Genomic DNA, 19,244 nt, shown 5'->3' on the forward strand with positions numbered 1-19,244 from the left:
CCCCTGGGCCGACTCCCCTACCCGCCATAGCGCCACCCATCACGAAAACATGGCCCCCAAAAAAACCACAGCCCCGTCGGTCAAGAGCGGGGCTGTGGGTGGTGCGCATGGTCTGTCAGGCCTCGGCGGCCGCAGCAGCCGCGATGCGGGCGTAGTGCTGAATCAGGCTCAGCAGTTCTTCATCCGAATACGGTTTGCCCAGGTAGTGGTTGACGCCCAGCTCCATCGCATGTTCGCGGTGCTTCTCGGCAATGCGCGATGTGATCATGATGATCGGCAGGTCACGCAACGCACCGTCTGCGCGGATGTTGCGCGCCAGGTCGAAGCCGTCCATGCGGGGCATTTCGATGTCGGACAGCACCACGGTCGGACGCTCCTCCTGCAGTCGCTCCAGGGCCTGCAGGCCGTCGGCCGCCAGGGCCACGCGGTAGCCTTCGCGCTGCAGCAGGCGCTGCGTGACGCGGCGCACGGTGATGGAGTCGTCCACCACCAGCACCAGTGGCACCTGGCTGGGCCCCGCCAGCTGGGGCGAGACCACCTGCTTGCCACCACCAGCGCCACCCTCCGCTTCCGGAGCGGGCGCCATGCCCGCACTGGCTGCACGCACCTGGTCGCCATACACCGTGGCCAGAGCCACCGGGTTGTAGATCAGCACCACGGCACCCGAGGCCAATACCGACATACCGGCCAGGCCTGGCAGGCGGGACAACTGGGGGCCGAGGTTCTTCACCACAACTTCCTGGTTGCCCAGCACTTCGTCCACATGCATCGCCACACGCTGCGCCGCGCTGCGGAAGATCACCACGGGGCGGGTCTTGCCTGCGGGCTCATGGCTACGTGCAGACGCCTGCAACAAGGCACCGGACCAGAAGAAGGGCACCTTCTCCATCCCGTCGTCAAACACGCCGGTGCGGTAGGCTTCCTCCAGGTCGGCCGCAGAGGTGCGGCGCACGATTTCCACCACGTTGGCAGGCACGCCCACCGCCAGGTCGCCGGTGCGCAGCATCACAACCTGCGTCACCGCAGTCGTCAAAGGCAGCACCATGCGGAACGCTGCGCCCTTGCCCGCCTCGGTCGAGGTTTCGATGCGCCCCCCCAGGGCATTGATTTCGGCACGCACCACGTCCATGCCAATGCCGCGTCCCGCCAACCCGGTCACTTCAGATGCAGTCGAGAAACCGGGCATGAAGATCAGGTTGGCGGCCTCGGCATCGCTGAGTTCCACACCAGGTTCCACGATGCCCTGAGACAGGGCCTTTTCGCGGATGCGCGGCAGGTTCAGGCCCGCGCCATCATCGCGGAACTCCACCGACACGTCGTTGCCTTCGTGGTGCAGATCCACGGTGATCGTGCCGGAGGCAGGCTTGCCCGCCGCCACCCGCACTTCGGGATCTTCGACGCCATGGGCCACACAGTTGCGCAGCAAGTGCTCGAACGCCGGGGTCATGCGGTCCAGCACACCACGGTCCATTTCGATGGAGCCGCCAGTGATGTCCAGCTTGATCTGCTTGCCGGTTTCCTTGGAGGCCTGGCGGACCACGGCGTAGAGGCGCTCGGCAATGCCTTCGAACTCCACCATGCGGGTGCGCAGCAGGTCGCGCTGCAGCTCACGGGCCTGGCGGCCCTGGGCGATCAGGTCGTCTTCGGCGCCTTCCATGGCACGCTGCAGGTTGCGCTGCACCGTCGCCACGTCGTTGACCGACTCGGCCATCATGCGGGTGAGCTCCTGCACACGGGTGAAGCGGTCGAACTCCAGCGGGTCGAAACCAGCGGCCGAATCCTTGGACAAGGCCAGGCGCGACTGCATCTGCGATTCAGCCTGCACCTCGATGTCGCGCAGTTGCTGGCGCAGCCTGTCGAGGTTGCCCGAAAGGTCGGAGAGCGAGCTGCGGAACTGCCCCAGGCGCACATCCAGGCGCGAGCGGCTGATCATCACCTCGCCCGCCTGGTTCACCAAGCGGTCCAGCAACTGGGCACGCACACGCACCGACTGGCTGGCAGCCACACGCAAGGGCGCCAGCTGCGACGGGCCGGGCAAACGGACTGCCGGAGCGGCCGGTGCTGCGCCAGCGGCGCCCGCCACAGCTGCAGCAGGCGCTGCGGACAGCTCTGCGGCATCCGGACGGCCATGGGCGGCTTCGACGGGCAGTGTGACCACCGTATCGGTAGGCGTCTGGCCAATGGCACGCAGGGCGTCGAAGTTCGCCTGCAGACCGTCAAAACTGCCCTGCAAGGGGTCGATCTGGTCGGCGGTGACGGTCTCGGCATCGAGCTGCTCGATGGCAGACTCCAGCCGGTGGGCCATTTCGCCCAGGCGCATGGCACCCGCCAGTCGCGAGCTGCCCTTGAGCGTGTGCAAGGCGCGCAGCACTTCACTGCGGGCGCCCAGGTTGTCGGGCCGTGCAGCCCATTGGCGCAGGGCACCCCCCAGCTGGGGCAGCAGCTCGGCAGCCTCTTCCTCGAAGATCGGGAACAGGTCGGGGTCGATGACGTCAATCGCATCGATGTCGTCGTCCACATCCGAAGACAGCGCCACGGCGTGGGCGATCGCGTCGTCGATCAGTTGGTCCTGATCGTGGGCCACCACCGACAGCGCGGGCGCTACATGGCCCTGCGGGATGATGAGCGGTGCAGGCTCCAGCGTCGCCTCGGCAAACGCCTCGGGTTCGTCGGCTGGCTCCGGGGCGGGCGCAGGTTCCGACACCGGCTCGGTCTCGGTGGCCACAGGCTCCACCATCTCGATCGGGAAGGCTTCGGCAGCATCCTCTTCGGGGGGAGACAAGGTGGCAACCACCTCGGCTTCCAGGATCTGGCGCAGCTGCTCCAGAACCTCTTCGTTGGGCTCCTTGAGGAAACCCGCAGCAAATTGGTGCAGCAGGCGGCGGATGTCTTCGGCCGCGCCCATGAAGGCCTGGGCCTGCTCCTGCGTGCCGCCGGATTGCAGCTGCACATGCTGCATCGCGTGCTCCAGTGCCCGCGCCAACTCCGACAAGGCAGTGAAACCGACCGTGGCAGAACTTCCCGCCAGCGAATGCGCCAACGCAACCCCCATATCGGGCAGCGGCTCGTGCAGCTCCAGCGACCACTCCTGCAGGCAGGTCACTAGGCGGCGCGACCATTCGTCGGCCTCGTTCAGATAGACGTTGTACAGCGGGATGCTGATACGCAGGGTATCAATCACCTTGACCGCATCGTCGCTCGCGCTGCTGTCCTCTTGCGGCAGGGCGTCCAGAAGCTCGGCCATTTCAGAAGCCAGCTCAACATCGGCAGGCACGGCCGCTTCGGGGGACCCAGCCACCACCGGTGCCTCAGCGGCGGCCGCTGCGGACTCTGCTTCCAGCAACCGCTCCAGGGCTTCGACATCCAGCGACGCGAGAGCATCCGATGCCTCTGACACTTCAGCGTCGATGTCTGCGGGTACGGCGGTTTCTGGGGCTGCGCTGACTTCAGCATCAGGCAAAGCGAACGCTTCGACCGGAGCGTCCAGCAGCGGCTCAGACGCGGCGGCCACGGCCGCAACCTCGGCAGCAGGCGCCACATCGGACAAGTCCAGGTCGGGCAACTCCAGGTCGAGCACAAAGTCGGCACTGGACGGGTCCACCAGGGGCGCTGGGGCCGAATCTGCATTCAGGGCGGCGGTGAAGACGGAGAAGTCAATGTCCTCGGCCACCTCTGCCACGCCGGGTGCAGCTGCCAGTTCAGGTACCACAGGTACCTCAACGGATGCAGGATGTTCGGGGACATGCTCCGAAATTTCGGTCGCCTGGAAGTCCATCAGGCCCAGATCGTCCTCTGGGGCCTCGGCGGCCTCGGCCACCACGGCATCAGCAGGCAGGCTGGCCGCTTCGGGCTCCAGTTCCACCAGGGCGTCGATTTCCGAAACGGCCACCAGGGACTCGCCGCTCTCGGAGGGCACCACCAGAGGCAGCAACGTGCCATCCAGGCGCATGGCATCTGCGGATTTGCGGAAAGACTCGGGGTCCCAGCCAGTCGCACGGCCTGCGGCAATATCGTCGGCCCAGCGGCCAAAGGCCCGCAAGGCGTCCGAGGACAGCGTCAACAAGCCCGGCTGCATGGGCTTCTGTTCAGCCAGCCAGGTGTTGAGAATCTGCTCCATCGACCAGGCGGCCTCGCCGAAGTCGTTGAGGCCCACCATGCGCGAACTGCCCTTGAGCGTATGGAAGGCACGGCGCAAGGTGGTCTGTTCGCTCAGATTGCCAGGCTCTCCCTGGAGCAGGTCGATGGCGGCCAATCCGTTAACCACCACTTCGCGTGCTTCCTCCAGGAAAACCTCCAGCAACTCGTCTTCCACATCGGGCACGGCTGCCTTGGACGTGGAGGCTGGGGCCTCCGCAGCGGTGACAGCCGACGCCGGTGTAGCAGGAGCGGCCACATCGAAGGAAATGTCCGGAGCGAGGCTTTCGGGTTCTGCCGGGGCCACAGGTTCACTGGCTGGGGCAGCCCCCAGATCCAGGATGGGGGCAAAGTCGGTGGGTTCGCTGACAGGCTCTGCCACGGGGAAACGCGGCAGCACGTCAGGCACCAGCGTGTCGGTGCGCTCCTCCAGTTTGGCGGGAGCTTCCTCCATGGCATCCGATGCGCGCGCACGGGTCTTGCCCATGAGGATGCGCAACTCGCCAAGGTTCTCGTCATAGACAAAGAGCTTGCGCGCCATGGTGCGCTGGTAGCTCAGCATGTCGATCAGGAAACCCAGCGCACCTAGGCTGTTACCGAGCTTCTCGAAAACAGCCTGGCGGCCTTCTTCGGGCACCTCGTTGATGAGCAGGCGCTCCACCGTGTCGCGCATGCGCACCACCGCCAGCGAAGCCTGGTCCAACCCGAGCACCGACAACACGCCGCGCATCTGGGCCAGGTGCCCAGGCACCATGGCCAAAACAGCCGTGTCCTGGGGGTTGCGGAAAAACTGGTCCAGTGCCTTCTCGGCCTCGCCCAACGTCACACGCAGCTCATCCACCACACTGCCCATGGTCTGGTTGTCGCTGACCCTGCGGTACAGCTCCTCCATCCAGGGCTCCAGAGGCTCGGGTTCGGCTCCCGCAGTCACCGCATCCAGGCGCTCTGCCAGGCGGGTCGCCCGCACCTCCATCTGGTCGTCGGCCGCATCCAGCTCTTCAAACGCGGCCTGCAGGTACAACACCGATGTCGCCACCTCCATCGCCAAGGCAGCCGACGGTGGCTCGCCCGAACGGGTGGTGGACTCCGTCGCCCGTGTGAGCGCCTGGGCCAGGTTTTCGCTACCGGGGTGCAGCTTTCTCAGCGAATCACACACCAGACTGAACTGGTCTGCCGCTGGTTTGAGCTTGTTGCGATCACCGCCAGCCAACGCCGACCAAGTTTCTGTGGCCGATGCGATGCGCTTGCGCGCCTGCGCCAGCACTGCCGGATCAAAACGCCCGAAACGGGCGGTTTCGTAGTCAACGGGCTTGAACCGGTCCAGAGAGAACGCCTGGCGCACCGCTCGCAGCGAGGGAGCGGCCTCGGCGGGCAGATCGGAGGCTTTGGCCTGAGAACAGAAAAAGAGCAGATCCTGCACCAGGCGGTCCGCGATGGTCGGATCCCCCTTGGCCAGGGTCGCGTACTGCATCAGCACCCGGGACGCCACACGCTTGACATACACGTCCGGCGCCAGCAGACCTGAGCCAAAAGCCTCGAAGAAGCCCGCGCAGATTTTCCAGAATGCACGCGCCTGGCGGTCCGTCTGGGCCGCCACCAAGCCAAGACAGGTGTCTCGCAGGTTCAGCGCAGCGCGGAGATCGCCGGACTTGACGATGCGCAGCACAGCTGCATCCAGCCGCGCCCGCGCCTCGGGGCCATAAGGCAATGGCGCAAGGGTCACCGTTCCTTCGGGCTCGCGGAAGCGACGCTCTACAGGCCAAAGGTCTGCTGGGTGTACGCGATCTGCTCCTGCCAGGGCCTGAGCATCGCGGTACTGGGGGAACAGAGCGACGGGAGACACCGACTTGCCCGCCAGCACGGTCTCCAGGTATTCAATCAGCGCAAAACTTGCGCGCTCGATCACGGCCGCAGCATCGTCGCTGCAGGTTTCGGGCCGCTGCACAAACTTCTGGACGGCCGACTCCATGGAGCGCAGCACCAGGGCTGGCGGGCCCATGCCCACCATCTCCAGCGCACCACAGGCCTGGTGCAGTTGCTGGCGCGCAATGCGCAGAGCCCCCGCATCCAGGGCCGCCAGATCGGATTCCCGCGCGACCTCCGCATCGCGCACAAAGCGGCGCATGGCCTTGACCGCACCGTCGAGTGACTTACGCAGTTCGTCAAGCACCCAAGCCAAAGGACCCAGGTCCTGATCTCCCTGGGTCCCTTCTGCGGCCGGTGCATTGTTGACATCAATAGATGACATGGATTTGTCCCCGGCTGCAATGAGCCAGCTGGTTGATGACTACTGCTGTCAGGCGATCTTGAAACGTGCCACCGATTGGCGCAGTTCTTCGGCCATGTGCGACAACTCACGCACCTGTTGTGCCGTGGTGCGGGTACCTTCACCCGTTTGCTCGGTCACCGCAAAAATGTGCTGGATGTTGTCGGCCACTTCGTTGGCCAGAACGGCTTCGCGGGACGTCGAAGACGAAATCTGCTCAATCAGTTCAGCAAGGCGGCGCGACACGCGGTCAATTTCGGTCAGTGCGGTACCGGCGGAGTCGGAGAGGCGGGCCCCTTCCACCACACCCTGCGTGGAGCGCTCCATAGCGGCCACAGCATCCTGGGTGTCGGTCTGAATGGCCTTCACGAGTGCCGAGATCTGGCGCGTAGCGTCTGCAGAGCGTTCAGCAAGGCGCTGCACTTCTTCCGCCACCACCGAGAAGCCGCGACCGGCTTCACCAGCAGATGCCGCCTGGATGGCTGCGTTCAGCGCCAGCACGTTCGTCTGCTCGGTAATGTCGGAAATCAGCTCGGTGATTTCACCGATCTCCTGCGACGACTCGCCCAGGCGCTTGATCCGCTTGGAGGTGTCCTGGATCTGGTCGCGGATGGAGTTCATACCGCCGATAGCGTTCTGCACGGCCTGCAGACCCGAGTCGGCAGCTTGCAGCGATTGGCGGGCCACAGTGGCGGACTCTTGCGCCTGGGTGGACACCTCGTTGATTCGGGTTGCCATGTCCAGAACGGAGCGACCAGTTTCGCGAATTTCGCGCAGCTGCTCGGTCGATGCGGCCAGCAGTTCGGTGGAGGTGTTATCCACCTGCGCCGTCGTCTGCGCCACGCGAGTTGCCGTGTTCTGCACGCTACCCACCAGCTGGCGCAGTTCTTCCACCGTGTAGTTCACCGAGTCGGCAATGGCGCCCGTGATGTCTTCGGTCACCGTGGCTTCTTGCGTCAAGTCACCTTCAGCAACCGACTGCAGTTCGTTCATCAAACGCAAAATGGCGGCCTGGTTGGCGTCGTTGACGCGCTTGGCTTCCTGCTCCTGGCGCTTGGCGTCTTTTTGCTGCGTTTCGGCAGCCGCCTGGCGTCCACGGCTGTCCAGCAGCTGAACGCGCGAAATACCGATACCGCACAGCAGCACGAACAGACCTGCCAGCGCCAGGGCGGCAAACTGGCCGGCGCCCAGACCGGTCTGGGCGGACAGCTTGCTCTGCAGGCCTTCCAGCTGGCGGCGCAGCGGCTCGCTGTCAGCAATGATGGCGGACTGGGCTTCACGGGCAGATACCAGGCCTTGCAGGTTGCCCAGAATGGCGCTGGCCTGGGTGCGGGTCTGTTCGTAGAGCTTGACCAGGGCTTCGAGTTGTTCGCGGGTCTGGGCGTCCTTGGTGGCAGCCAAGCGCAGTTCCGGGCTGCCGTCCAGCAGGCCCTGGGCAATTTCCTTGAACGAGTTCAAGTCCTTGCCCAGCAGGAACACGGCCTCAGGGCTCACGCCTTCCATGGTCTGGAATTCGTTGGCCGACTTGCCGATACGCTGGGTCAACATCACCAGCTGGCCAGCAGCAGAAATCTCAGCGGCCGGGGCGTTCTGCTGGAGTTTCAGCGAAGACACGGTTTCGGCGATTTCCAGCAGGTCAGACGATTGGCGGTTGATGGTGCGCAGAGCGTCACCCACCTGGGTCAGAATCTTCTGCTGGCCCATCACCACACTGGCGTTGCGCTCGGCGCGCTCCATCAGGGGGTTGACGGCATCCAGATCGGGCTTGAACGGCTCGCCGAGCGACTGCACGCCCAGTTCGCTGTCACCCGCATTCAGGGCGCGCACGTTGCGCGCCAGCACGCCCGAGCTTTCTACCACGTCTGGGAAGGCCTGGGGGCTGCCCACCAGGGCCTGCGACACCGACTTAGCCAGACGTTGCGATTGCATCAGCGATTGGCCGGTAGCGGCCAGCTGTTGTGCAGACCGATCAGCCTGCTGCAGCACCCAGAACGCGATCGCCCCCAGCACCAGCACGCCCACCAGCAGCAGGGCCAGCAGACGGCGTTGGTGGCCTGCGGCCGTGGAGCGCCCCAGCAAGGGCAGGGAAATCAGCTCTTCGTCCGTTTCCGAAGCCGCCAGCTCGGAGGGGTAACCATCCGGATCCCCCTGGACGCTGTTCATGGCTTCCGCCTGGTAGGCGTCACGCAACTGCGCGCCATCCAGGGCGCCCGTGGCCAGGACATCCTGCCCATCGTCCGCCGTGCCGGCGGCCGCGCCTGCATCCGGCGTAGCGGGTTTCCGGTTGAACAGTTTTCCAAATTGATTGACGACGGACATGGTGCAGCCTTACAGAAAAACTCAAGCACTGATGCTCAGGAATGCGGGGTGTTGGGACAGGATCTGCAGGTTCAGCTCCTGCCAGCGTGTGCCGCTGGAATCGATATAGGTGGTGCCGAAGAAGCTGGGCGCGTCTTCAGCCGGTGGCTCGGACGACACAAAGGCGTCGGTTCCGCGCAGGCCCGCCAGGCGGTCCACCAGCAAGGCCGCATTGACATCCAGCGCGGCATTGAAGGCCAGCAGACTGGATTCAGCCAGGGCCTGTTCGGTGCGGGGTGCTGCTGCCCCCAGCAGGCCCGCCAGGTCCACAACGCCCACCAGACCGCCACGCAGGTTGGCAACGCCCAGAAACCAGCTCTGGGTGTAGGGCACAGCCTGGACAGAGGCCCAGGGGAAAATCTCCCCGGACTGCCCCAGCGGCAACAAGTAGAAACTCCCGGCGGACTCGACAGCCAGCCAGGATGACACAGAGGTCCCTTCGGTTCTTGCAGCCTGCAGGCGGCTGGCAAGTCGGGTCTGCAGCTCTCGCAGGGCTTCGCGGTTGGCCATGAGCGCGCCGCAGCCTCAGTTCAGAGCGTCGATTTTGGCCTGCAACTCGGCGGGGTCCACCGGCTTGGTGATGTAGCCGCGCGCGCCCTGACGCATGCCCCAGACACGGTCGGTTTCCTGGTTCTTGCTGGTGCACATGATGATCGGCACATCGGCATACAGCGGATCGCGGGTAATGGCACGCGTGAGCTGAAAACCATTCTGGCCAGGCATGACCACGTCCATCAAAATCAGGTCGGGCTTTTCTTCGGCCAGGCGGCGAAATGCTTCGTCGGCATTTTCTGCAGTACGGACTTGCATGCCTTTTTTCTGAAGCAGGTCCGTCAAAAACATCAACTCGGTCTTCGAGTCGTCGACGACCAATACTTTCTGAATGGGCATTACATGGCTCCTTGTTGGGAATTGCCAAACTGTTGAACTGCTTGCAACAGCTGGTCTTTGGTAAATGGCTTGGTGAGATATTCCTGGCAGCCGACCATGCGCCCACGCGCCTTGTCGAACACGCCGTCCTTGGAGGACAGCATCACCACCGGAGTATCTGCAAAACGGGCGTTGCGCTTGATGATGGCGCAAGTCTGGTACCCGTCGAGCTTGGGCATGAGGATGTCGCAGAAAATCAGCTGAGGCTGGTAATCGTTGACTTTGGCCAAAGCATCAAAGCCGTCGTCTGCCAACAAGACTTCATGCCCCCCCTGCTTGAGAAAAATCTCGGCGCTTCGACGGATGGTATTGCTGTCATCCACCACGAGCACTTTGAAAGATGCGCCTGTTGTAGTCAATTGTCACTGCTCCCGATGGAGAAAATAAACAACGCCGCAGCAAGTGGTGCTGGAGCGTCTCAGATCTGAACCATCTCGAAATCTTCCTTGCGGGCGCCACATTCAGGGCAGGTCCAATTCATGGGGACCTGATCCCAGGGCGTGTTGGGTGCAATGCCGTGCTCAGGGGACCCCTCCGCCTCGTCATAAATCCAGCCGCAAATCAAACACATCCAAGTTTTAGAGTCGGTCACAGCTTAAAGGGCCTTCACATAGAATGCAACGATTGTATCTAGTCATCTCCATGGGCTGCGGCTTCGGTGCCACCCCTCAAGCAGGATCTGGTCCATGACCATCAAAGCGTCTCCTCCCCCCTCAGAAATCACAGTGATCGACGATGACGGTGCGGAGGAAGCAAGCCCTGCATGTGTGCTTGTATTCAATGCCAGCGACCCCAGCGGCGCAGGTGGGCTGACCGCCGACATCACCACGATTGCATCCGTCGGCGGGCACCCGATTGCCGTGGTCACAGGCGCCTACGCCCGCGACACGGCAGAGATTTTTGACCACTTCGGCTTTGACGACGAGGCCGTGGCCGAGCAGGCCCGGGCGGTGCTGGAAGACCTCCCGGTCCAGGCCATCAAGGTCGGCTTTGTGGGCAGCCCCGAGAACATCAGCACCATCGCCGAAATAACCACAGACTATGACGAAGTCCCGGTGATAGCCTATATGCCCAACCTTTCCTGGTGGCGTGACGAGCTGATCGACGAGTACCTGGACGCCTTCCGCGAATTGTTGCTGCCCCAGACCTCAGTGTTGGTTGGAAACCACAGCACCCTGTGGCGCTGGCTGTTGCCGGACTGGAGCGGCGAGCGCAACCCCACCGCCCGCGACATCGCCCGGGCCGCGTCTGAAATGGGTGTCCCCTACACCCTGGTCACCGGCATCCCCCTGCCCGAGCAGTTTGTCGAGAACGTGCTGGCTTCTCCCCAGACCATACTGGGCAGCGGCAAGTTCGAGCTGTTTGACGCCACCTTCGCAGGCGCAGGCGACACCCTCTCGGCCGCACTCACCGCCCTGGTGGCGGCAGGCAACGACCTTGGCGAAGCCACCAGCGAAGCGCTGAGCTACCTGGACCGTTGCCTGGACGCTGGCTTTCGCCCTGGCATGGGCCACATAGTGCCCGACCGCATGTTCTGGGCCCAGCCCGAAGACGACGAGCCCGGCGCGGACGAAGAAGAAGAGACCCCGATCGACGAAGCACAGGCCCTCGAAGGCTTTGTGATGCCTCCCCATGACACCAAACACTGACCTCAACATCCCCCTGTTCGAACGCGCCAAGGCGCTCATCCCCGGCGGCGTGAACTCACCCGTGCGGGCCTTCAAGGCCGTGGGCGGCACGCCCCGTTTTGTGAAGCGCGCCCAGGGCGCCTACTTCTGGGACGCCAACGACCAGCGTTTCATCGACTACATCGGCTCCTGGGGCCCGATGATCCTGGGCCACGGCCACCCCGCCGTGCTCGAAGCCGTGCAGAGCGCGGCGCTGGAAGGATTCAGCTTTGGAGCGCCCACCGAGCGCGAGGTGGAGCTGGCTGAGGAGATTCTGAGCCTCGTGCCCTCGATGGAGATGATCCGCCTCGTCAGCTCGGGCACCGAAGCGGGCATGAGCGCCATCCGCCTGGCGCGTGGCGCCACAGGCCGCAGCAAGTTCATCAAGTTCGAGGGCTGCTACCACGGCCACGCCGATTCCCTGCTGGTCAAGGCAGGCTCGGGTCTGGCCACCTTTGGCAACGCCACCAGCGCGGGCGTGCCGCCCGAGGTGGTGCAGCACACCATCGTGCTCGAATACAACAACGTCGCCCAGCTCGAAGAAGCCTTTGCCCTGCACGGCAAGGAACTGGCCTGCGTGATGATCGAGCCCATCGCGGGCAACATGAACCTGGTGCGCGCAAGCGTGCCGTTCATGAAGCGCTGCCGCGAGCTGTGCACCGAATACGGCGCGCTGCTGGTGCTCGACGAGGTCATGACGGGCTTCCGCGTGGCGCTGGGCAGCGCGCAGAGTGTGTACGCCAAGAGCATCCCGGGTTTCAAGCCGGACCTTACCGTGCTGGGCAAGGTGATTGGCGGCGGCATGCCCCTGGCAGCCTTTGGCGGGCCACGCGCCATCATGGAACACCTGGCGCCCCTGGGCGGGGTCTACCAGGCGGGCACGCTGTCGGGCAACCCGGTGGCCACAGCCTGCGGCCTGGCCACGCTGCGCGAGATCAAGAAGCCCGGCTTCTTCGATGCGCTCTCGGCCCGCACCCGCTCGCTGGTCGATGGCCTTGCATCCGCTGCCGCCGCTGAGGGCGTGCCCTTCAGCACCGACAGCGAAGGCGGCATGTTTGGCTTCTTCCTGATGCCCGAGCTGCCCCAGAACTACGCCCAGGTGCTCAAAACCGACAGCGCGCGCTTCAACCAGCTATTCCACGGCCTGCTGGACCGGGGGGTCTACATTGCCCCGGCCCTGTACGAAGCAGGTTTTGTGAGCGCCGCCCACACGGCCGACGACATTGCCGCCACCGTGGCGGCTGCACGCGAAGTGTTCAAAACACTATAAAAAAGATAGCTATCAGCGCTTACCCATAGCGCGGAAGCAGCCTTTTTTATTCATATTTTCAGCAACGAGGCTGTCACAACAGCCCGCGCAGCTCCCGGGCTGCGTCCTGCAGCAGCGGCAGCATGTCGCGCTGCAGGCTGCCTTCATCGATCTGCTTGGGCGACGCCACCACGTTGAGCGCCGCCACTGTGTGGCCCTGCAGGTTGCGCAACGGCACGGCCAGTGCATGCACACCCAGCTCGTGCTCTTCCACCGCCAGGCAATAGTCATCGCGCCGCGCCTTGGCGACCACCTGCCGCAGCGGCCCCACCTGGGTGATGGTGTGGGGCGTGAGGCGCTGCAGCGTGTGGCCCTTGAGCCATTGCGTGAGCTCCACCGGCGGCAACGCCGCCAGCAGCACCCGCCCCGTGGACGTGGGGTGCGCAGGCAGCCGCGCGCCCAGGTGCAGGCCATAGGCCAGCACACGCGACGGCGCGCCATACACCCCGCTGCGCGCCACGATCACCACCTCGTTGCCATCCAGCACCACGGCCGAGAAGGACTGCTGCGTCTGCGCCGCCAGCCGGTTCAGCGTGGGTTGCAGCACCCGCGGCAGCCGCGCCGAGGCCAGGTAGCTGCCCGAAAACCGCAGCACCTTGGGTGCCAGCCAGAAGTAGCTGCCATCCGTCTCCAGATAGCCCAGGTGCGCCAGGGTGAGCAGATGCCGCCGCGCCGCCGCCCGCGTGAGCCCGGTGCGCTGCGCAGCCAGCGTGGCATTGAGCCGCTGGCGCTCGGTGTCAAAACTCTCCAGCACGGCCATGCCTTTGGCCATGCCTTCGATGAAGTCTGCCTTGGCGATGGGGGCGGCGGCCTGCACGATGGTCATTGCGCGATGATCGCACAACGCGACCGCCAATCGCACGCAACTGCCGCAGCGCCATGCTCTCTTGACGCAGATCAACCTACGCTTGGCAGCATCGAACTTCACGAGGTTGCCCCCCATGCGTACCCAGGTTGCCATCATCGGCGCAGGCCCCGCCGGCCTGCTGCTCGGCCAGTTGCTCTACAAATCCGGCATCGACGCCGTCATCATCGAACAGCGCAGCCCCGACTACGTGCTGGGCCGTATCCGCGCAGGTGTGCTGGAGCAGGTCAGCATGGACCTGCTGGACAAGGCCGGCATCGGGGCCCGCGCCCATGCCGAGGGCCTGCCGCACGACGGCATCGAGCTGCTGTTCAAGGGTGCGCGCCACCGCATCGACCTGCACGACCTGACCGGCGGCAGCCGCGTGACGGTGTACGGCCAGACCGAAGTGACGCGCGACCTGATGGATGCGCGCACGGCCGAAGGCCTGACCACGGTGTACGACGCCCACAACGTGAGCGTGCACGACTTTGACGGCCAAAGCCCCCGCGTGACCTACGAAAAGGACGGCCAGACGCACGAGGTGCACTGCGACTTCATCGCAGGCTGCGACGGCTACCACGGCGTATGCCGCGCCAGCGCGCCAGCCAACCTGCTCAAGACCTACGAACGTGTCTACCCCTTTGGCTGGCTGGGCGTGCTGGCCGATGTGCCGCCGGTGTCGCACGAGCTGATTTACGCCAACACCGAGCGCGGCTTTGCGTTGTGCAGCATGCGCAGCGCCACCCGCAGCCGCTACTACGTGCAGGTTCCTAACACCGACAAGATCGACAACTGGACCATCGACCAGTTCTGGACTGAGCTGGGCAACCGCCTGGACCCTGAGGCACGTGCCAATCTGGTCACCGGCCCGGCGTTGGAGATGAGCATTGCCCCGCTGCGCAGCTTTGTGGCCGAGCCCATGCGTTTTGGCCGCATGTTCCTTGCGGGCGATGCGGCCCACATCGTTCCGCCTACAGGCGCTAAGGGCCTGAACCTGGCGGCCAGCGACGTGGGCTACCTGTGGACCGCGCTCACCGAGTTCTACACAGAGAAATCAGCCGTGGGCATCGACACTTACTCCGACCGCTGCCTGCGCCGCGTGTGGCGGGCAGAGCGCTTCTCGTGGTGGTTCACCTCGCTGATGCACCGCTTCCCCGAGACCGGCGAATTCGGGCAGAAAATCCAGGAGGCCGAACTGGACTACCTGGTGAACTCACGGGCTGCTTCGGTGTCGCTGGCCGAGAACTATGTCGGACTGCCGATGAATTTCGGCACCTGAACCTCAACTTCATCCTGACAACAGACATAAAAAAGCGGCTTCCTTGGAAGCCGCTTTTTGTTGGATGACCGCCGGTCGAATCAATGGCGGAAGTGGCGCACGCCACTGAACACCATGGCTACGCCGCGCTCGTTGGCGGCGTCAATCACCTCGTTGTCGCGCATCGAACCACCGGGCTGAATCACGCAGGTGGCGCCCGCATCCACCACCACATCGAGGCCGTCGCGGAAGGGGAAGAACGCATCGCTCGCCACCACCGTTCCTTGCAAGGTCAGGCCCGCGTGGCCGGCCTTGATGCTGGCGATGCGGGCCGAGTCCAGGCGGCTCATCTGGCCCGCACCCACGCCCATGGTCATGCCGCCCTTGCAGAAAACGATGGCGTTGCTCTTGACGTACTTGGCGACCTTCCAGGCGAACAGCAGGTCTTCCATTTCTTCCAGCGTGGGCTGCTTCTGGGTCACGACCTTGAGGTCGATGAGCGACAGCTCGTGGTTGTCAGCGGTCTGCAGCAGCAGGCCCGAGCCAATGCGCTTGGCATCCATGGCGTTGCGGCCGCGTTCCCAATCGGTCTTGCCACCGTGTGCAGGCAGTGCAATCTTGAGCAGGCGCACATTGGCTTTGGCCTTGAAGATCTCCAGCGCCTCGGCGGTGAAGTCAGGGGCCATCAGCACTTCGACAAACTGCTTGCTGACCTGGGCTGCAGCCTGGCCGTCCACCACGCGGTTGAAGGCGATGATGCCGCCGAAGGCGCTGGTGGGGTCGGTCTGGAAGGCCTTGCTGTAGGCGCTCAGCGCATCCAGGCCCACGGCCACGCCGCAGGGGTTGGCGTGCTTGACGATCACACAGGCGGCGGCGTCAAAGCTCTTCACACATTCCCAGGCGGCATCGGCGTCGGCGATGTTGTTGTAGCTCAGCTCCTTGCCCTGCAGCTGCACGCCGGTGACCAGCGAACCGGGCGCGGGGTGCAGGTCACGGTACAGCGCGGCCTGCTGGTGGCTGTTTTCACCGTAGCGCAGATCCTGCACCTTGGTGAAGATGCCGTTGCTCTGGCCCGGGAACTGAGCGCGCGTGGGCACATAGGTTTCCGACAGTTTGTCTTCTTCGAACGTGACGGAGGAGAGGTAGTCGCTGATCGCGCCGTCGTACTGGGCGATGCGGTTGAATGCGGCCACCGACAGCGCAAAACGCAATTTGTCAGACAGCTTGCCGCCCGCTTTCAGCTCGGCCAGCACGGCGTCGTACTGGTCGGCCGAGGTGATCACGCCCACGTCCTTCCAGTTCTTGGCGGCGCTGCGCACCATGGCGGGGCCGCCGATGTCGATGTTCTCGATGGCGTCGGCCAGCGTGCAGCCGGCCTTGGCCACGGTGGCTTCAAAGGGGTAGAGGTTGACCACCAGCAGGTCGATGGTGTCGATGCCGTGTTCCTTCAACGCTGCCATGTGTTCGGGCAGCTCGCGGCGCGCCAGCAGGCCGCCGTGCACCTTGGGGTGCAGCGTCTTCACGCGGCCATCCAGCATCTCGGGGAACTGGGTGACTTCGGCCACCTCGGTCACGGGCAGGCCCTTGTCGGCCAGCAGCTTGGCGGTGCCGCCCGTGGACAAGAGCTTGATGCCCAGCGCGTGCAGCGCTTGTGCGAATTCGACGATGCCGGTCTTGTCGGAGACGGAGATGAGTGCGTTCATGGCAGTGGTGGTGGGGAGGTTTTGAATAAAAAAGGGCCCTTGCGCCTGTCCATCAAGGGCCAATAGCTACAAATTAGATAGCAAACAGCACGACGGCATCAGAGCAGCTTGTGCTCGATCAGCTTCTTGCGCAGGGTGTTGCGGTTCAGACCCAGCCATTCGGCCGCGCGCGACTGGTTGTTGTCCGCATGGGTCATCACCACTTCCAGCAGCGGTTTTTCGACCACACGCACCAGCATGTCGTACATGCCATCGGGCGTCTCGCCGCCCAGGTCGCGAAAGTAGCCCTGCAGGCTCTCGCGCACGCATTCTTCTATGTGTTTCTTGCTCATGCAGCCAATCCCTCTTGTTCTTCTGGTTCTGCGTCCACGCCATTGGCGGCGGGCAGCCGGTCCATCTGTTGCCCGAGGGCATCCAGGTGGTCGGCCACGGCCTGCCACTGCGTGGTGCAGTCTTCGATCGTGTTGATGTGTTGCCTGAAGGCCTCGCCGCCCGGCAGCGCGCGCAGGTACCACGCGATGTGCTTGCGCGCACTGCGCACGCCGGTCAGTTCGCCGTACAGGCTGTAGTGGTCTTGCAGGTGGCCAAGCAGCAGGCGGCGCACCTCGGCCACCAGCGGTGGCGCCAGGTGCTCGCCCGTGGCCAGAAAGTGGCCGATCTCGCGGAAGATCCACGGGCGGCCCTGGGCGGCGCGGCCAATCATGATTGCGTCAGCGCCGGTGGCTGCCAGCACATCGCGCGCCTTCTCGGGCGAAGTGATGTCGCCGTTGGCCACCACGGGCACCTTCACTGCCGCCTTGACGGCAGCAATGGTGTCGTACTCCGCATGCCCCTTGTAGCCCTGCTCGCGCGTGCGGCCGTGCACGGTGAGCATCTGGATGCCCACGGCCTCGAACTGCCGCGCGAGTTGCACCGCGTTCTTGTGTTCCTGGCACCAGCCAGTGCGCATCTTCAGCGTGACAGGCACGTTGAAAGGCGCGCAGGCCTCGACCACCGCAGCGGCGATCTCCACCGCCAGCACCTCGTTCTGCATCAGGGCGGAGCCCGCCCATTTGTTGCAGACCTTCTTGGCCGGGCAGCCCATGTTGATGTCGATGATCTGCGCGCCGCGTTCCACGTTGTAGACCGCAGCCTCGGCCATCATCGGTGCATCGGTGCCGGCGATCTGCACGGCAATGGGCCCCGGCTCCCCTTCATGGTTGGCCCGGCGCGAGGTCTTGAGGCTGTTCCACAGGTCCTTGCGCGAGGTCACCATCTCGCTCACCGCATAGCCCGCACCCAGCGCCTTGCACAGCTGGCGAAACGGCCGGTCTGTGACGCCCGCCATCGGGGCGACGAACAACCGGTTCGCCAAAGGAATGTGGCCGATGTGCATGGGAGGGGTGCGGGAGGGGGCGACAGCGAATGCTGAAAAAGGAGGCGGGATTGTACCTGCTCAAAATTTCAGCAAATGAAATGTTCCGGCAACGCTGGCTATCCCCACGTGATGCCCCATTGGCAACGCACAAAACGCCTCAACGGGCTGCGAGATCGGGGCCGCCAACCGAATCGGGAATCTCCTCGCCATGCCGCTGTGCAAAATGCCACCAGGCATCCGGCAGGTTGTCGAACTGGTGGCGCGCCATGAGGGCGTGCAGCCACTGGCGGTTGTGCACCACGTCCGGCGAATGGCCCGGTGCCGTGGCCGATGCCCCGGCTTGAACGCGGCCAGATGGTGTCCCCATGTCCACCACCTGGCCATCGGCCAGCGGCCCGCGCACCACCTGGCGGGCCTTCATGCCGTCCACCACCATCACCTGTACCACCCAGCCGCCGCCAGGTGCCAGGCAGGTAGCCTGCAGGGCCAGGCCCTGGGCCTGCAGTTCATGGACAATGCGCCCGAGCCCGGCACGTGTGGCGGGGTCGTCCCGACACAGCCGCCTCTCGTGCCCGGCGCCGACCGCCACAGCGGGGCTGCCCGACTCGGTGGTCCCGGCACTGGACACCACTGCCTGCGGATGGTGCGCACAGGCCACCAGCATCAGGGCCACGATACCCCCTGCGCAGCCCGCCACGCGAGGCTTGAGCACGCGCTGGCCGGAGCGCTGGCGGGTGCGGGTCGTGGGAGATGCAGCAGTGGCGGGCATAGGGTGCTCCTGTCGCGGGGTTCGGGGGTGGTAAGCCTGCACTTTACAAAACCCAAACACCCACAGCCATGCCTGGATAGCGCAGACCGCTGTAGGACAGTGCCCCGGTGCCCTGCATCCCCATCGGCCGGGAGCCGCGCCCTACACTCCCCCCATGGAAATCTGGATGCACCAGCTGCTGGAATGGCTGGCCCTGCCGCAATTTGGCCTGAGCACAGTCTTTGTGGTGTCGTTCGTGTCGGCAACGCTGCTGCCCATGGGCTCGGAGCCCGCCGTGTTTGGCCTCGTCAAGCTCAACCCCGCGCTGTTCTGGCCTGCCATTGTGGTGGCCACGGTGGGCAACACCGTGGGCGGCGGCGTGAGCTGGTGGATGGGCCTGGGCGCGCACCGGGCCGTGGACAGGGCACGCGGCAATGCCACGGAGCTGCGGGCGCTGAACTGGCTCAAGCGCTTTGGCCCCCGCGCCTGCCTGCTGAGCTGGCTGCCGGTGGTGGGCGACCCGCTGTGCGCCGTGGCGGGCTGGCTCAAGCTGCCCTTCTGGCCCTGCCTGGCCTACATGGCGGTGGGCAAATTCCTGCGCTATCTGGTCATGACGACTGCGCTGCTGTACTTGATGCCAGGGCACGTGGGGGCATAGCAATGCCGG

15 protein-coding genes are annotated in these 19,244 nt (G+C 64.7%); 4 read left to right on the forward strand and 11 right to left on the reverse strand.

Annotated elements, in window-relative coordinates; translation table 11 throughout:
• Positions 1–115: 115 nt before the first annotated feature.
• The 6 genes from ACYZGB_RS12840 to ACYZGB_RS12865 are packed head-to-tail and all read right to left on the reverse strand — an operon-like array spanning position 116 to position 10,280.
• Positions 116–6,382, reverse strand: coding sequence for a hybrid sensor histidine kinase/response regulator (locus ACYZGB_RS12840; RefSeq protein WP_462388734.1), 6,267 nt, complete (start codon positions 6,380–6,382; stop codon positions 116–118).
• A 48-nt stretch (positions 6,383–6,430) separates the two neighbouring features.
• Positions 6,431–8,719, reverse strand: coding sequence for a methyl-accepting chemotaxis protein (locus ACYZGB_RS12845; protein WP_462388736.1), 2,289 nt, complete (start codon positions 8,717–8,719; stop codon positions 6,431–6,433).
• Between the two features lie 21 nt (positions 8,720–8,740).
• Positions 8,741–9,268, reverse strand: coding sequence for a chemotaxis protein CheW (locus ACYZGB_RS12850; protein ID WP_462388738.1), 528 nt, complete (start codon positions 9,266–9,268; stop codon positions 8,741–8,743).
• A gap of 15 nt (positions 9,269–9,283) precedes the next feature.
• Positions 9,284–9,649, reverse strand: coding sequence for a response regulator (locus ACYZGB_RS12855; protein ID WP_010459520.1), 366 nt, complete (start codon positions 9,647–9,649; stop codon positions 9,284–9,286).
• Entirely contained in the window at positions 9,649–10,047 is a 399-nt protein-coding gene (locus ACYZGB_RS12860) for a response regulator (RefSeq protein WP_005796099.1), read from the reverse strand. The genes ACYZGB_RS12855 and ACYZGB_RS12860 overlap by 1 nt, the downstream gene beginning before the upstream one ends.
• 59 nt (positions 10,048–10,106) lie before the next feature.
• The gene (locus ACYZGB_RS12865; protein WP_082836248.1) at positions 10,107–10,280 is read right to left on the reverse strand and encodes a rubredoxin; all 174 of its coding nucleotides are present in this window, start codon (positions 10,278–10,280) and stop codon (positions 10,107–10,109) included.
• A 94-nt stretch (positions 10,281–10,374) separates the two neighbouring features.
• On the opposite strand from ACYZGB_RS12865, the gene thiD reads away from it, so the two are divergent.
• Both thiD and hemL read left to right on the forward strand, forming a co-directional pair.
• Complete coding sequence (gene thiD / locus ACYZGB_RS12870; protein WP_462388741.1) at positions 10,375–11,337, forward strand: bifunctional hydroxymethylpyrimidine kinase/phosphomethylpyrimidine kinase; 963 nt, start codon at positions 10,375–10,377, stop codon at positions 11,335–11,337.
• Positions 11,321–12,625 (forward strand): glutamate-1-semialdehyde 2,1-aminomutase, encoded by a 1,305-nt coding sequence (gene hemL / locus ACYZGB_RS12875; protein ID WP_462388742.1) that lies wholly within the window; start codon positions 11,321–11,323, stop codon positions 12,623–12,625. The genes thiD and hemL overlap by 17 nt, the downstream gene beginning before the upstream one ends.
• 73 nt (positions 12,626–12,698) lie before the next feature.
• On the opposite strand, the gene ACYZGB_RS12880 is transcribed toward hemL, so the two are convergent.
• The gene (locus ACYZGB_RS12880) at positions 12,699–13,490 is read right to left on the reverse strand and encodes an IclR family transcriptional regulator domain-containing protein (protein WP_063458950.1); all 792 of its coding nucleotides are present in this window, start codon (positions 13,488–13,490) and stop codon (positions 12,699–12,701) included.
• Between the two features lie 115 nt (positions 13,491–13,605).
• On the opposite strand from ACYZGB_RS12880, the gene pobA reads away from it, so the two are divergent.
• Positions 13,606–14,790 (forward strand): 4-hydroxybenzoate 3-monooxygenase, encoded by a 1,185-nt coding sequence (gene pobA / locus ACYZGB_RS12885; protein ID WP_462388744.1) that lies wholly within the window; start codon positions 13,606–13,608, stop codon positions 14,788–14,790.
• An 80-nt stretch (positions 14,791–14,870) separates the two neighbouring features.
• Here the strand turns inward: pobA and purH are convergent, their stop codons facing one another.
• From purH to ACYZGB_RS12905, 4 genes are all read right to left on the reverse strand, one after another.
• On the reverse strand, positions 14,871–16,472 hold the full coding sequence (gene purH / locus ACYZGB_RS12890; RefSeq protein ID WP_462388745.1) for a bifunctional phosphoribosylaminoimidazolecarboxamide formyltransferase/IMP cyclohydrolase: 1,602 nt from the start codon (positions 16,470–16,472) through the stop codon (positions 14,871–14,873).
• 98 nt (positions 16,473–16,570) lie between these two features.
• Complete coding sequence (locus ACYZGB_RS12895) at positions 16,571–16,804, reverse strand: Fis family transcriptional regulator (RefSeq protein ID WP_462388747.1); 234 nt, start codon at positions 16,802–16,804, stop codon at positions 16,571–16,573.
• The gene (dusB, locus tag ACYZGB_RS12900; RefSeq protein WP_462388748.1) at positions 16,801–17,847 is read right to left on the reverse strand and encodes a tRNA dihydrouridine synthase DusB; all 1,047 of its coding nucleotides are present in this window, start codon (positions 17,845–17,847) and stop codon (positions 16,801–16,803) included. The genes ACYZGB_RS12895 and dusB overlap by 4 nt, the downstream gene beginning before the upstream one ends.
• A gap of 139 nt (positions 17,848–17,986) precedes the next feature.
• Entirely contained in the window at positions 17,987–18,598 is a 612-nt protein-coding gene (locus tag ACYZGB_RS12905) for a M15 family metallopeptidase (protein WP_462388750.1), read from the reverse strand.
• A 154-nt stretch (positions 18,599–18,752) separates the two neighbouring features.
• Between ACYZGB_RS12905 and ACYZGB_RS12910 the strand changes: the two genes are divergently transcribed.
• Positions 18,753–19,235 carry a YqaA family protein gene (locus tag ACYZGB_RS12910; RefSeq protein WP_462388751.1) on the forward strand — a complete coding sequence of 161 codons (483 nt, stop codon included), beginning with the start codon at positions 18,753–18,755 and terminating at the stop codon, positions 19,233–19,235.
• Positions 19,236–19,244: the final 9 nt, after the last annotated feature.

The sequence above is a fragment of the Acidovorax sp. Q11 genome, assembly GCF_054950075.1.

Bases quoted from the DNA above. Each gene is read 5' to 3' on its own strand.
- ACYZGB_RS12905 (WP_462388750.1), bottom strand. From the start codon at position 18,598: ATGCCCGCCACTGCTGCATCTCCCACGACCCGCACCCGCCAGCGCTCC.
- ACYZGB_RS12840 (WP_462388734.1), bottom strand. From the start codon at position 6,382: ATGTCATCTATTGATGTCAACAATGCACCGGCCGCAGAAGGGACCCAG.
- pobA (WP_462388744.1), top strand. From the start codon at position 13,606: ATGCGTACCCAGGTTGCCATCATCGGCGCAGGCCCCGCCGGCCTGCTG.
- ACYZGB_RS12910 (WP_462388751.1), top strand. From the start codon at position 18,753: ATGGAAATCTGGATGCACCAGCTGCTGGAATGGCTGGCCCTGCCGCAA.
- thiD (WP_462388741.1), top strand. From the start codon at position 10,375: ATGACCATCAAAGCGTCTCCTCCCCCCTCAGAAATCACAGTGATCGAC.
- dusB (WP_462388748.1), bottom strand. From the start codon at position 17,847: ATGCACATCGGCCACATTCCTTTGGCGAACCGGTTGTTCGTCGCCCCG.
- ACYZGB_RS12895 (WP_462388747.1), bottom strand. From the start codon at position 16,804: ATGAGCAAGAAACACATAGAAGAATGCGTGCGCGAGAGCCTGCAGGGC.
- hemL (WP_462388742.1), top strand. From the start codon at position 11,321: ATGACACCAAACACTGACCTCAACATCCCCCTGTTCGAACGCGCCAAG.
- ACYZGB_RS12855 (WP_010459520.1), bottom strand. From the start codon at position 9,649: ATGCCCATTCAGAAAGTATTGGTCGTCGACGACTCGAAGACCGAGTTG.
- purH (WP_462388745.1), bottom strand. From the start codon at position 16,472: ATGAACGCACTCATCTCCGTCTCCGACAAGACCGGCATCGTCGAATTC.
- ACYZGB_RS12880 (WP_063458950.1), bottom strand. From the start codon at position 13,490: ATGACCATCGTGCAGGCCGCCGCCCCCATCGCCAAGGCAGACTTCATC.
- ACYZGB_RS12850 (WP_462388738.1), bottom strand. From the start codon at position 9,268: ATGGCCAACCGCGAAGCCCTGCGAGAGCTGCAGACCCGACTTGCCAGC.
- ACYZGB_RS12845 (WP_462388736.1), bottom strand. From the start codon at position 8,719: ATGTCCGTCGTCAATCAATTTGGAAAACTGTTCAACCGGAAACCCGCT.